The 12,184-nt window shown below is 73.1% G+C and carries 17 protein-coding genes; 9 read left to right on the top strand and 8 right to left on the bottom strand.

Features of this window, described 5'->3' with window-relative positions:
• Nucleotides 1–33: 33 nt before the first annotated feature.
• Entirely contained in the window at nucleotides 34–405 is a 372-nt protein-coding gene (locus ACIP4O_RS02130; RefSeq protein ID WP_361331024.1) for a helix-turn-helix transcriptional regulator, read from the bottom strand.
• Between the two features lie 207 nt (nucleotides 406–612).
• Between ACIP4O_RS02130 and ACIP4O_RS02125 the strand changes: the two genes are divergently transcribed.
• Complete coding sequence (locus ACIP4O_RS02125; protein ID WP_401570428.1) at nucleotides 613–999, top strand: VOC family protein; 387 nt, start codon at nucleotides 613–615, stop codon at nucleotides 997–999.
• Nucleotides 1,000–1,011: 12 nt separating this feature from the next.
• Here the strand turns inward: ACIP4O_RS02125 and ACIP4O_RS02120 are convergent, their stop codons facing one another.
• Nucleotides 1,012–1,398 carry a VOC family protein gene (locus ACIP4O_RS02120; protein ID WP_401570425.1) on the bottom strand — a complete coding sequence of 129 codons (387 nt, stop codon included), beginning with the start codon at nucleotides 1,396–1,398 and terminating at the stop codon, nucleotides 1,012–1,014.
• A 227-nt stretch (nucleotides 1,399–1,625) separates the two neighbouring features.
• Here ACIP4O_RS02120 and ACIP4O_RS02115 point away from each other — a divergent pair, with 227 nt between their 5' ends.
• Nucleotides 1,626–2,390 carry a VOC family protein gene (locus ACIP4O_RS02115; protein ID WP_401570422.1) on the top strand — a complete coding sequence of 255 codons (765 nt, stop codon included), beginning with the start codon at nucleotides 1,626–1,628 and terminating at the stop codon, nucleotides 2,388–2,390.
• 42 nt (nucleotides 2,391–2,432) lie between these two features.
• Here the strand turns inward: ACIP4O_RS02115 and ACIP4O_RS02110 are convergent, their stop codons facing one another.
• From ACIP4O_RS02110 to ACIP4O_RS02100, 3 genes are all read right to left on the bottom strand, one after another.
• Nucleotides 2,433–2,960, bottom strand: a complete 528-nt coding sequence (locus ACIP4O_RS02110; RefSeq protein WP_401570420.1) for a nucleotidyltransferase domain-containing protein — start codon at nucleotides 2,958–2,960, stop codon at nucleotides 2,433–2,435.
• Between the two features lie 214 nt (nucleotides 2,961–3,174).
• Nucleotides 3,175–4,089: an RNA polymerase sigma-70 factor gene (locus ACIP4O_RS02105; RefSeq protein ID WP_401570417.1), complete on the bottom strand. Its 915-nt coding sequence runs from the start codon at nucleotides 4,087–4,089 to the stop codon at nucleotides 3,175–3,177.
• A gap of 16 nt (nucleotides 4,090–4,105) precedes the next feature.
• Nucleotides 4,106–4,483, bottom strand: coding sequence for a DoxX family protein (locus tag ACIP4O_RS02100; RefSeq protein ID WP_401570414.1), 378 nt, complete (start codon nucleotides 4,481–4,483; stop codon nucleotides 4,106–4,108).
• Between the two features lie 162 nt (nucleotides 4,484–4,645).
• On the opposite strand from ACIP4O_RS02100, the gene ACIP4O_RS02095 reads away from it, so the two are divergent.
• Nucleotides 4,646–5,278 (top strand): nucleotidyltransferase family protein, encoded by a 633-nt coding sequence (locus ACIP4O_RS02095; protein ID WP_401570411.1) that lies wholly within the window; start codon nucleotides 4,646–4,648, stop codon nucleotides 5,276–5,278.
• A 1-nt stretch (nucleotide 5,279) separates the two neighbouring features.
• On the opposite strand, the gene ACIP4O_RS02090 is transcribed toward ACIP4O_RS02095, so the two are convergent.
• A complete protein-coding gene (locus tag ACIP4O_RS02090) occupies nucleotides 5,280–6,011 on the bottom strand; it encodes a DUF4232 domain-containing protein (RefSeq protein WP_401570408.1) in 732 nt (243 codons plus the stop codon).
• A gap of 384 nt (nucleotides 6,012–6,395) precedes the next feature.
• On the opposite strand from ACIP4O_RS02090, the gene ACIP4O_RS02085 reads away from it, so the two are divergent.
• Entirely contained in the window at nucleotides 6,396–6,902 is a 507-nt protein-coding gene (locus tag ACIP4O_RS02085) for a DUF2199 domain-containing protein (RefSeq protein ID WP_401570405.1), read from the top strand.
• A 181-nt stretch (nucleotides 6,903–7,083) separates the two neighbouring features.
• A complete protein-coding gene (locus ACIP4O_RS02080) occupies nucleotides 7,084–8,028 on the top strand; it encodes an aminoglycoside phosphotransferase family protein (RefSeq protein ID WP_401570402.1) in 945 nt (314 codons plus the stop codon).
• 101 nt (nucleotides 8,029–8,129) lie between these two features.
• Here the strand turns inward: ACIP4O_RS02080 and ACIP4O_RS02075 are convergent, their stop codons facing one another.
• Nucleotides 8,130–8,504 (bottom strand): hypothetical protein, encoded by a 375-nt coding sequence (locus tag ACIP4O_RS02075; RefSeq protein ID WP_401570399.1) that lies wholly within the window; start codon nucleotides 8,502–8,504, stop codon nucleotides 8,130–8,132.
• Nucleotides 8,501–8,938 carry an ATP-binding protein gene (locus ACIP4O_RS02070; protein ID WP_401570396.1) on the bottom strand — a complete coding sequence of 146 codons (438 nt, stop codon included), beginning with the start codon at nucleotides 8,936–8,938 and terminating at the stop codon, nucleotides 8,501–8,503. Before ACIP4O_RS02070 ends, ACIP4O_RS02075 begins: the two co-directional genes overlap by 4 nt.
• A gap of 206 nt (nucleotides 8,939–9,144) precedes the next feature.
• On the opposite strand from ACIP4O_RS02070, the gene ACIP4O_RS02065 reads away from it, so the two are divergent.
• The 4 genes from ACIP4O_RS02065 to ACIP4O_RS02050 all read left to right on the top strand — a co-directional run bounded on the left by ACIP4O_RS02065 (nucleotide 9,145) and on the right by ACIP4O_RS02050 (nucleotide 12,172).
• Entirely contained in the window at nucleotides 9,145–9,996 is an 852-nt protein-coding gene (locus ACIP4O_RS02065; RefSeq protein WP_401570394.1) for a helix-turn-helix domain-containing protein, read from the top strand.
• Nucleotides 9,993–10,220 carry a DUF397 domain-containing protein gene (locus tag ACIP4O_RS02060; RefSeq protein WP_401570391.1) on the top strand — a complete coding sequence of 76 codons (228 nt, stop codon included), beginning with the start codon at nucleotides 9,993–9,995 and terminating at the stop codon, nucleotides 10,218–10,220. The genes ACIP4O_RS02065 and ACIP4O_RS02060 overlap by 4 nt, the downstream gene beginning before the upstream one ends.
• A 43-nt stretch (nucleotides 10,221–10,263) precedes the next feature.
• Entirely contained in the window at nucleotides 10,264–10,470 is a 207-nt protein-coding gene (locus ACIP4O_RS02055; RefSeq protein WP_401570388.1) for a DUF397 domain-containing protein, read from the top strand.
• Between the two features lie 655 nt (nucleotides 10,471–11,125).
• On the top strand, nucleotides 11,126–12,172 hold the full coding sequence (locus tag ACIP4O_RS02050; protein ID WP_401570385.1) for a MerR family transcriptional regulator: 1,047 nt from the start codon (nucleotides 11,126–11,128) through the stop codon (nucleotides 12,170–12,172).
• The last annotated feature ends 12 nt before the right edge of the window (nucleotides 12,173–12,184 follow it).

The following is a 12,184-nucleotide window of genomic DNA, read 5'->3' as shown; positions in this document are numbered from 1 at the left end:
GTGAGTGCCTGGCAGTACGGGTGCGGGTGCGGGTCAGCCTGAAGCGGTGTCCTCCACCGGGAAGCCGTTCTCCCGGCGGAAGGAGTCGTAGATCTGGAGGAGCGTTTCCTTCTGGCGCGCCGTCAGCGTGGGATCGGCGAGCAGCACGGCCCGGGTCTCGGCCTCGGCCCTCTCCCGCTCGTCGAGAATCCCCGCCTGCACGTACAACGTCTCGGCGGAGATCCGCAGGGCCTTGGCGAGCTGCTGGAGAATCTCGGCGCTGGGCTTGCGCAGCCCGCGCTCGATCTGGCTGAGATACGGATTCGACACCCCGGCCGCGTCGGCGAGCTGCCTGAGCGACAACCGCGCCGCTCGTCGCTGCTCCCGCAGAAACTCCCCAAGTCCCCCCACATCAAGCGAAACCATGCCCCGATGCTGCCCCACCTTGCTAACTATTGCAAGCGCCCTGCTAGCGGGGGCTAGCGGAGGTCGGCGGCGGTTGGCGGCGGGCGTCTCAAGGGCAAGCCGGCCCTCCGCCTCCGAGCCCTCCGCCACCCCGTCACAGGTCCGGACGCACTAGGTTCGGCACGGGACCGCCGACCGTCCGGCCGGACCCGTACGGGAGGCAGGGCCATGACCAGCCGGTTCACCGAACTCGCCGTCGACTGTGCCGATCCGCGCGCCCTCGCGCGGTTCTGGTGCGCGGTGCTCGGTTACGAGGTGTACGAGGACGACGGCGGCGACTTCGTGTCGATCGGGGCGCCGGGGACCGGGGCGGCGCGGCCCGGGTACGCGCCGCCCTCGATCGGGTTCGCGCGGGTGCCGGAGGGCAAGGCGGTCAAGAACCGGCTGCACATCGACGTGAACCCGAGCGATCGCGAGCAGGGCGCCGAGGTCGAGCGGCTGCTCGCGCTCGGGGCGCGGCGCGTCGATGTGGGGCAGGGGGACGAGGTGTCCTGGGTGACCCTCGCCGACATCGAGGGGAACGAGTTCTGCGTGCTCGCGCGGCGGGCGGAGTGACCCCGGCGGGGCTCAGGCCTCCGCCTTCTTCCGCAGGATGCAGAAGGGGTGGCCCGCCGGGTCCGTGAGGACGCGGGCGCGGGCCGGGTCGTGGGGCTGGTGGCCGGGTACGGCGGCGCCGAGGGCGAGGAGGCGGGCCTCGGTCGCGGCCAGGTCCTCGTCGACCTCGTAGCAGAGATGGACCTGCTGCGGGACGTCCTGCCCCGGCCACCGTGGCGGCCGGTAGTCCTCGACGGGCTGGAAGCCGAGGACGAAGCCGTCCGGCCCGGTGAGCGCCGCGAAGCCGGCGCCCGACTCCGGGTGCGGGGCGAGTCCCGTCGCCTCCCGGTAGAAGGCCGCGAGGGCGAGCGGGTCGGCGCAGTCGAGCGTGACGGCGACGGGACGCAGGTGCGGGGACACGGGGCGGCTCCTCGGTCGGACGGGCTCCCGTCACCGTACGGGCCCCTGCACCGGGCGCGCCCCCGGCCCCCGCACCGTACGGGCGCGGAGCCCGCGCGCCCCCGACCGGACAGGCCCGCCCCCCGCCACCGCCGTGCTGACGTGCGCCCAGGTGGCGGCGTGTCAGGTGGCAGCGGGCTCGTCCGGGCCGCCAGGGTGTGGGACGAATCCCACGAAAGGGGCGCAAGGTGCCTGAAATCACCAGCCCGTACGCGACCGGCACGCCGTGCTGGGTCGACCTGATGGCGAGGAACCAGCAGAACACGATCGACTTCTACAGTGACCTGCTCGGCTGGCAGGGGCGGCCGGGGTCCGGCGGGTACGCGATCTGCGAGCTGCGGGGGCTGGCCGTGGCCGGGATCGGCGCGGCTCCGCAGGACCAGCCGGAGACGCCGAACGTCTGGACCACCTACTTCGCCGCGACCGACGCCCCCGCGACGCAGGACACGATCGTCAGCGCGGGCGGTTCGCTCCTCGCGCCGGTCATGGACGTCGGTGACCTCGGCCGGATGCTCATCGCGGCCGACCCGCAGGGCGCGGCCTTCGGCGTCTGGCAGGCGGGCGAGTTCGCCGGGGCGCGGCTCGTCAACGAGCCGGGGACGCTCATCTGGAACGAGCTGCACACGGCCGACGTGCCCACCGCCGCCGCCTTCTACGGCGAGGTGTTCGGCATGAACTTCGAGCCCGTGGAGGGCGTCGAGGCGTACTGGGCGGTCAAGGTCGCCGGGAAGACGGTGGGCGGCGCGACGCACCTCAAGAACGACCCGCCCGGGACCCCGGCGCACTGGCTGACGTATTTCTCCGTCGACGACGTCGACTCCACGGCGGACGCGCTGATCCGCCGCGACGGCACGGTGCTCGCCCCACCCTTCGACATGGTCGCGGGCCGGATGGCGGTCGTCGCCGACCCGGAGGGCGCGCGGTTCGCCGTCATCAAGCCGCCGTCGCGGTAGCGGCGCGGGAGTACGGGGTGGCTCCGCGAGGTGGGTGAGCACTCACTCACCTCGCGGCGAGCCCTCACCGGCACCCTCCCCGTACGGGGTCCGCACGCCGAAGGCCGCGCGCAGCCGCTCCATGTCGGCCACGTCGTGCGGCCTCGGCACGTACCCGGTGTGGAAGAAGACCTGTTGCGCCACCGAGACGCACGGGACGGGCGTCCCCGCGATCGTGCCCGTCACGAAGCAGTCGGCCGGGTACGGGAAGGGGCGGCCGGGCTCGAACGACTCCTGCCACGCCGAGCCGTCCGGCGCGAAGGCGAGCGGGTGCAGGTCGACCGCGCGGCCGTCGCGGGCCGCCATGACGTGCCGTACGGGCCGCTGGTCCTCCGTCTCGGCGAAGCCGTCCGCCGCGAGCGCGGCCACGATCGCCGCCTCGTCCTCGCGGCGGTAGGCGAGGTCGAGATCCTGGTGCGTACGGGTCTGCTCGCCGAGCAGCGCGTCGATCCCCCATCCCCCCTCGATCCACGCGTCGGCGCCGACGCGGCGCAGGAGGGCGAGGAGCGCGAGGGCGTGCTCAGCGGTCATCACGAGGTCATCACCCGAGGAGGGTAGGCGCGGGGACGTGGTGGCGCGGGGACGGCGGGTGAACTCGTGGCCCCCTCCTGCGCCAGGGCGCTCGGGAAGCAGGCCGACGCGCTCCCCGAGAGGCCTGGGCTCGGCCCGACGATTCCCGTCTGCCGCGCGACGAACCCGGGGCGACGGAGACGTACCCGGGGTGACGGGGTCCGCAATGAGCTCCTCACCGCGTCCGCCTCACCTCCGCCGACACCTCCCACGCGTCCGCCACCGGCCCCAGGTGCCGGAGCTTGTCCGGGTTGAGGACGAGCCGGATCGTCTGGACGCGACCCTCCGCGACGTCCAGGACGAGCGTGTGGAGGATCTTGCCCCCGCGGTCGCGGAAGACCGCGCCCGGCTGACCGTTGACCGGGCGCGGCTCGTACGTGATGCCCGCACGGGCCATGCGCGGGAAGACGGCGGCGAGGAGGCGGGCGACCTTGTCGGGGCCCGCGACCGTACGGGCCAGTTGCGGCGCCTTGCCGCCGCCGTCGCCCACGACCGTCACGTCGGCGGCGAGGAGCGTGCGCAGGCCGTCCATCTCGCCCTCGCGCAGCGCGTCGAAGAAGCGGGCGGCCAGTTCCTCGCGCTCCGCCCGGTCCGCCGCGAAGCGGGGTCGTCCCTCGCGCATGTGCCGCCTCGCCCGTGCCGCCAACTGTCGGCACGCCTCCTCCGAGCGGCCGACCGCGCCCGCGACCTCCGCGTAGTCGAAGCCGAAGACCTCGCGGAGCACGAACACGGCCCGTTCGAGCGGGCTCAGACGCTCCAGGAGGAGGAGCGCGGCCATCGAGACGGAGTCGGCGAGTTCGGCGGCGCGCTCGGGGTCCTCGTAGGGGTCGGCGAGCAGCGGTTCGGGGAGCCAGGGGCCCACGTACGTCTCACGGCGGACCCGCGCCGAGCGCAGCACGTCGATCGCGACGCGCGTGACGACGGCGGCGAGGTACGCGCGCGGCGAGCGCGGTTCCGCCTCGGCGGCCTCGTACCGCAGCCACGTCTCCTGCACGGCGTCCTCGGCCTCGGCGACGCCGCCCAGAATCCGGTACGCGAGGGAGAGGAGCAGCGGGCGGAGCTTCTCGAACTCAGCGGTACGGTCCGTCATTTCATCCCCCGGTCGGTCAGAAGCCGTACGGGCCGAAGCGGCCCCAGGCGAGGAGCGCGGCAAGCGCGAGATAGGCGAAGTTCAGTGCCACGAGGGCGAATTCGCCGCGCCTGCCGTGCGTGATCATCGCACCGACCATGAGCGCGACCCAGGACACGGCCGTCACGGGCACGAGAACGGGTGCGATGCCGAGCGCGGCTGGGAGCAACAGGCCAATTGCGGCGGCGAGTTCGAGCACTCCAAGCGTACGGACGACTCCGTCGCCCGCGTGCTCGGTCCAGCCGCCGCCCCGCACGGCGGCGAGGCGCTCGCGCGCCACGAAGGTCTTGCTGGTCCCGCCCGCCAGCGCCACCAGTGCGAGCAGCGCGGCGGCCGTCCACAGCACAGCGTTCATGGTGTCCTCTCCCCGCCGGGGCGTTCGCCCGGGGTACACCATGGGGACGAGGCGGCAGGCGTGGCTGTGACACGCGGGGGAGGGAAGTCATCGGGGCGAGTACGCCGGGCGCACGAGCCCGCCGCGCACCGGCTGTCGGTGCTCCGTGCGAAGCTGCGCCCCATGACCGCCCAGGCCGACCCGACCACCCTCGCCCGGCTCCCTCTCGACGCCCAACTCGCCGCCCTGCGCGGCATCCTGGCGCGCAACGAGACCCTGACCGAGGTCGTGCGGCGCGCGGCCGGGCTCGGGCTGCCCGGCTGGTACGTGACGGCGGGGTGCGTCTTCCAGTCGGTGTGGAACGCGGTCACCGGCCGCCCGCCCACGTACGGAATCCGGGACTACGACCTCTTCTACCACGACGCCTTTGACCTCTCCTGGGAGGCCGAGGACGCCGTGATCAGGAGGGGCCGCGAGGTCTTCGCGGGGCTCGCGGCGGAGGTCGAGATACGCAACGAGGCGCGCGTCCACCTCTGGTACGAGGCGAAGTTCGGCGTGCCCTGCGCCCCGTACCCGTCGAGCGAGGCGGCGATCGACTCCTTCGCGGCGACGACGTGCTGCCTGGGCGTGCGGAGCGAGGACGACGGGGGCCCGTGGCGGGTGTACGCGCCGCACGGTCTCGCGGACGTCTTCGGCCTCGTCCTGCGCCCGAACCCGGTGCTCGCTCCGCGGGAGGTGTACGAGGCGAAGGCGGCGCGGTGGCGGGAGGCGTGGCCCGAGCTGCGGGTGCTCCCGTGGCCGGGAGCGGCCGCGTAGCTCACTGCTTGCCCGCGCCCACCGGGTCCACGACGAGGAGACCGGGCTTGTCGGCGCCCGCCTCGACGCTGAAGCCGACCGAGAGGCGCTGCGTGTGGGTCTCGTTGGGCGGGGTGACGTCGATGGCGTTGATGAAGACGCCGGAGTTGCCGCTCTTGCTCGGCGGGTAGTGGAGCGTGAAGCGCGTCGTGTCACCGGACTTGAGGGCGACGGCGGGCGGCGTCATGCCGCTGCGCTCGGCGCTGAGCGGGGCGCCTGCCTCGTCGGAGCGGATGTCGAGCCCGGGGAAGCCCTTCAGCGAGCAGGCGTCGCCGCTCGTGTTGCGCATGCTGACGACGAGAGTGCCCTCGCCCATGCCGTGCGCGGTGTCGAAGGCGAGGTTCTCGGTCTTGCAGGCCCCGGCGGTGATCTGACCGCCGCCGCTGCCCTGGGACTCGTCGGAGCCGGAGGAACCGGAACCGGAACCGGAACCGGAACCGGAGGAGCCGTTCGCGGAGCCGGAGGAGCCGTTCGCGGAGCCGTCGGACGTACCGGCCGCCTTCGCCCCTCCCGTACCACTGCCGCCGCCGCTGCCGCTCTCGGAAGCCCCGCCGTTGCCCGAGCCGGCCACCTGGCCTGTGGCGGCGGAGGAGTCGCCCCCGGCGGCGTTGTCGCCGGAGCCGCCCTCGCAGGCGGTGAGCGAGAGCCCCGCGAGGAGGGCGACGGCGGCGAGGCTGAGCTTCTTGGCACGCATGGGGGCTTCCTTCGTTCGTTCGGTGCGCCTTTCTGATCAAGAGGACCACGGGACCACCCCGAACCGTTCCGCCCCGCACCCCACCCCTACACGCCTGTGACACGCACCGACGCACGCCAACGGCAGCGCGAGGACACGGCGCCGCGCGCCGAGCGCCCTCGCCCCGCGGAAGACAGGGCCGTTCCGCACCGATCGGCCGGTTCCCGCCCGCCGAAACCACGCACGCCGCGCGCCCGTGCGACCGGGACGATCCCGTGACGCCCCAGCACTTGCCCCACCGCCCGCACACGCCCCGCCCCCACACCCCTCACGCACCCCTCACGAGCGAAACCGAGTCCCCCCGATCGGCACGCGCCGCCCCCAGCCCCGCCTACTCTCCCACTCATGACCTCCGCCCCCGGCTTCACCTGCACCGCCTGCGGCACACGCCACGACGAGACGCCACTGCACTACGCCACCCCCGCGCCCCAGTACTGGCTCCCCGAGATGGAGTCGGCGCCCGGCTGCCTGCTCTCCTCGGACCAGTGCGTCATCAACGGGGAGTACTACTTCGTGCGGGGGCTGATCGAGATACCCGTGCGAGGGACGGACGAGATGTTCTCGTGGGGGGTGTGGGTCTCAATCAGCCGGAAGAACTTCGGCCTCACGAACGACCGTTGGGAGACGCCAGGCCGTGAGGCCGAGCCGCCCTGCTTCGGGTGGCTGAGCACGGAACTGCCCGTGTACTCCCCCACCACCCTCGACCTGAAGACCCGCGTACACACCCGCCCCCTCGGCGAACGCCCCCTGATCGAGCTGGAACCGACCGCACACCCCCTCGCGGTGGAGCAGCGAGAGGGGATCGGGAGGGACCGCGTACGGGAGCTGGCGGAGCTCATGCCGCACGGCTGACGCGAGCACTTCGGATGGCGCGAGCGCGAGAGGCCCGGGAAGGCGCGAGCGCGAGAGGCCCGGGAAGGCGCGAGCGCGAAAGGCCCGGGAAGGCGCGAGCGCGAGAGGCCCCGTAAGGCGCGAGCCGGACCCGTACGAAAAGCGCTGGTCCTCGCGCCCCCTCCCCCGCCACACTCCCCCCATGTCCCCACTCCACCCGAACGAGATCCCGACGACCCCGGCCCTCGTCCGCGCGCTGCTCGCCGCGCAGATGCCGGAGTGGGCGGGACTGCCGCTGCGGTACGCGGGGGCGGGCACCGACAACACCATGTACCGGCTGGGGGACGAGTACGTCGTACGGCTGCCGCGTACGCCCGGGGGCTCGCAGGAGCGGGAGCTGACGTGGCTGCCCCGGCTCGCGCCGCACTTGAGTCAGCGGGTGCCGGAGCCGGTGCGGGTCGGGTCGGCGAGCAAGCAGTTCCCCGCCCCCTGGGCCGTGTTGCGGTGGATCGACGGGGAGGAGCCGGGACCGGAGTCCGTACGGGACTGGACGGCCTTCGGAGCCGATCTGGCGTCGTTCGTACGGGAGTTGCGCGCCGCCCCGCTCATGGGGGCGCGGCGCGAGAACGGGCTGAGCTGGTACCGGGGCGGTCAGTTGCGGGGGATCACGTCGGAGGTCTGGACGGGGCTCGACGGCTGCGCCCCGCTCGGCGACGTACTCGCCCTCGACCTCGCGGCGGTGCGCGCGGAGTGGGCGGCGGCGCTCGCGCTGCCCGAGGCCGAGGGCCCCGAAGGCTGGCTCCACGGCGACCTGCGCCCCGCGAACCTGCTGGTCAGGGAGGGCAGGCTGCACGCGGTCCTCGACTTCGGCACCCTCTCCGTCGGCCTCCCCGACGCCGAGCACTCCCCCGTCTTCGACCTCCCGCCCCAGGCCCGCACCGCCTACCGCGAAGCCCTCGCCCTGGACGACGTGACGTGGGCCCGCGCACGCGGCTGGGCCCTCGCGGTCGCCCTCATGGGCATCCCGTACTACTGGGAAACGCTGCCGGACTTCGCGACCGAGTGCGTGGCACGGGTACGGAACGTCCTGGCGGACGCCGGGCGGGGGATCAGCCAGGGCGAGGGCGGGAGCGTCCGTCGACAGTGATCCCAGCGGCTGCGCGGAAACGTGAGGTCACGGCGTGAAGGAGAGACCGCGCCGGAGCCGCCCGGAAGGGGCTTGATACGGGAGCGACGGGTCCCGGGAGGTCACCTCCGGAGCTGGGCTCGACGCGGAGCGGGCGCGCAGGGTGAACGGGGCGGGGCGGGGGCGGCGGCGGCCGGTGTGGGGAAGGCGTCGAGGAGGGCGAGGGCCAGGAGGGAGAGGGTGCGCAGGCGGGCGGGGGTCGCGGGGGACTCCGTACGGGCGTGGCGTGCCGCCGTGCGGGAGAGGCGGGCCACCGCCGGGTGGGGATGCTCGGCCGTCGCGGCCGACAGCAGGCGCAACTCCCTTAACAGGACCGCCTCTTGAGTACGGGGGTCCGGTGGCGGTACGGGGACGAGGCCCAGCACCCGTTCCGCGAGGTCCCGCAGGCGGCGCAGCTCCCGCCCCGTACGGCCCCGCCCTATCGGCCGCCCCCTCACAGCCGCCGCCCGTCCACCTGCGCCGGCACCAAGGCCCGCGTGCGCTTGCGCCCGTCCCCGTCCACGTCCCAGCTCACCCGCACCCCGAACAATCGCAGCAGCGCGAGCCCGCGCCCCGCCTCCGCGTCCGGCCCCGGCATGGCACAACGCCCCGGCACGCGGGAGCTGTTGTCCGTCACCGCGATGACGAGCGCCCCGTCCGCCTCGACGGCGATCAGCAGCAGGACCGGCCGCCTCCCGCCCCCGTGCACAACGGCGTTCGCCATCAGCTCCGTCACGGTCAGCATGGCCAACTCGGAGCTGACGCCGCCGATGCGCGGCAACACCCGCCGCAACGTGTGCCGAGCGTCAGGCACGGAATCCAGTACGGGCGCGAACTCGCCCGTCCACTGCGTACGGGGAGCGGCGGGGCCGCTCGAACAAACGGCGGTCATGTGATCACGTCCTCGGGCCGGTCCCTCCGGGGGGTGGGACGGGGGAGTTGAAGAGCGCGCGAGGGTGTGTGGCGAAGGCTCGGACCCCAGCGGGAAATAAGCATGCGTCTTTTGGCGGGACCTCGGCAATGGATTCACGCGATTGCGAGTGTCCCGTTCAAATGTGCGGATAGAAAGCTGAGTTGGCGGCGTGCCAGAATGCGGCCATGGTTCAGAAGAGAGCGGTACCGACCATCAAACGGCGGCGAGTTGGCGCCCAACTGCGTCGCTGGCGCGGCCCGATGAAGAGCGGTGACGCCGCGAAGCTGATGGGCTGGGACATCACGCGCCTGAGCCGCATCGAACGCGGCACGTACCGAGTGAGCAGCGAGGAGGTACGGGCCTTCGCGGCCAAGCTCGGCGTGGACGACGAGCCCGGCATCGAGGAGGTCGCCCTCGCGGCGGAGGAGCCGGCCGGCGCGGGGTGGTGGGTGCCGTACACGGGACACGTGCAGGCGGACCTGCTGGACTTCGTCCAGATGGAGGCGGAGGCGGACGTCATCCGCGTGCAGCACTACTCGGTGATCCCCGGCTTGCTGCAATCACCCGCTTACATGCGCGAGCTCATCGGTTACGAACCTCGGCTGAACCCCCGGCAAGTGGGGATGCTCATCAACCTCAGACTTGCCCGCCAGTCGGTGATCGGCCAGCTCACACGTCTGCACGCCATCGTGCCGGAAGCCGCACTCTGGCCGAAGTTCGAGAGCGGTCCCAGCATCATGCGGGACCAACTGCGCCGCCTCATCGATGTTTCGGACATGCCGAACATCGACCTTCAGGTACTCCCGCTCACCACGCACCCTAAATACAGCTCCAACGGAGCGATCACCCTGCTTGACTTCAGGCACCCGTGGGCGTCAGTGGTGAGTGTGGACGGCCCCTCGGGCGGCTCACATACGGAGGAGGCGGATCTGGTAGCTTTCCACGCCGGTGGTTTTGAGGAGATTGCGCGCGCCGCGCTCCCCTTTGACGAGACGCGTGAACTTTTGCGCGAGCACCTTGAAAGGCTGCACAAGTGAGCACGAGGAACAACCGGCAGTGGCACGAGGCCGAGTCCCCGGCAGCCAACTGGCGGAAGTCCTCCTACAGCGGCTCCACAAGTCAGTGCGTCGAGTTCGCCGACCTCCGCCCCGTCCACGCCGCCATCGCCCTCCGGGACTCCAAGCACATCCCCGGCCCGGCCCTCCTCCTCACCCCCGCCGCCTTCACCACCTTCCTGGCGCGCCTGACCGACCGAGCCTGACCCGGCAGGCATAGCGATCTCGCGGCGCGGACGGCCTCCACGTATGACCGCGCCCGAGATCGAAGCCCACGGCTGGCGAAAGTCCTCCTACAGCGGAATGGCCAACGGCCAGTGCGTCGAGTTCACCGACCTCCGCCCCGTCCACGCCGCCATCGCCCTCCGGGACTCCAAGCACATCCCCGGCCCGGCCCTCCTCCTCACCCCCGCCGCCTTCGCGGATTTCGTAACGGGCCTGACCGGACGGAACTGACCGACACGGCATAGCGATCTCGCGGCGCGGACCACGTCCACATAGGACCGTGCCCGAGATCGAACCCACGCGCCGACTTCGCCGCCCTCCCGGCCGTGGCTGAGCACTCCCACCGCGCGGACAGTCGCCCCGTACGACCGCGCCCGCGACCGAAAACCTCCACCCCTCCCACCCCTCCCAGGTGAGTGAGCACTCACCCACCACAACACCCCCCGTCACGCCGCCCTCCCAGGATGGCGCCCCTGGCCACGTGCGACGCCCGTACGCTGCCCGCGTGCCAGCCCACGAGCGTCCCGAACTCGCCCTCGCCCGTTGGTCCGAAGGCGACCTGGATCTCCCTCGACCGGGACGTCAACGGACGACGTTCCGGATCGTGCCGCTCCCGGAAGGGGAGACCGTGAGGAGCACGGGGTTCTGGGAGCACGAGCGGGCCGGGGAGGCGGCGTACGAGAGGGGGTACGCGATCCTGCCGGAGTTCCAGAGGCGGGGCTTCGCGGTGGCGGCAGCGCGGGCGGACCGCAGGCACCCGCCACCTCCGCCCCCGTCCACCACCCCGCCTCCGCTCGAACGTACGGCGCGCGGACCTCGTGGAGGCGGTCGGGCGGTAGCGGCGGCAGGCGCGGGAGGGGCGACGGCGAGCGGCAGGATGGGCTCCATGACTCTCCTCCCGATCGGGGAATTCGCGCGGGCCGCACGGCTTTCGGCGAAGGCCTTGCGGTTGTACGACCGCATGGGCCTGCTCGTGCCCGCCCGCGTCGATCCCGTCACCGGGTACCGGTACTACGCGGCGTCGCAGGTCGAACAGGCTCGGCTCGTCGGGTGGTTGCGGCGGGTCGGGATGCCTCTCGCGCGGGTGGGGGAGGTCGTCGCGATGGAGCCGGGGGCGGCTGCGGAGGCGGTGCGGGGGTGGTGGCGCGGGGTCGAGGCGGAGACGGCGGTACGGGGTGCGCTGGCGGCCTTCGTCGCGGACTCGCTCGCGGACTCGCTCGCCGGGCCACCGCCGGGCCCCGCCTTCGGGTTGCGGTACGCGGGGGTGAGCGACCGGGGTCTCGTACGGGAGGAGAACCAGGACGCCGTGCACGCCGGGGAGCGGCTGCTCGCGGTCGCGGACGGGTTCGGAACGCGCGGGGCGCTGGCCAGTGGCGCTGCGGTCGCGGCCCTGCGCCGGTTCTCCGAGGGGCCGGAGCCCGCCCCCGGTGCGCTCCTCGGCGCGCTCGCGGACGCCGTCGACGAGGCCGCCCGCAAGGTGCCCGCGCAGGCCGGGACCACGCTCACCGCGCTGCTGCCCGCAGGGTCGCGCCTCGCCCTCGTACACGTCGGCGACACGCGCGCGTACCTCCTACGGGGCGGCTCACTCTCCCGCCTCACGCACGATCACACCCTCGTCCAGGCACTGGCCGACGAAGGCCGTATCACGGAGCGGGAGGCGGCCACACACCCACAACGGGCCACGCTCGTACGTGCCTTGACGCCTCCGGCCGCCCGTCCCGACCTCCAGCTCCGTACCCCGCGCACCGGCGACCGCTACCTCGTGTGCTCCGACGGGCTCACCACCGCCGTCCCCGAGCCGGCGATCCGCCGCACGCTGCGCGAGACCGCGACGGACCCCGCCCGCGCGGCCCGGGCGCTCGTCTCCCTGGCCCACCGAGCGGGCGGTCCCGACAACGTGAGCTGCGTGGTGGCGGACGTCGCCGCCGGCTGACGCGCTCCCCGG

It is taken from the genome of Streptomyces sp. NPDC088923 (assembly GCF_044749745.1).
Lineage (GTDB): Bacteria > Actinomycetota > Actinomycetes > Streptomycetales > Streptomycetaceae > Streptomyces.
The sequence above is the reverse complement of the archived record's forward strand: the minus strand, read 5'-3'. Positions and strand labels throughout refer to the sequence as shown.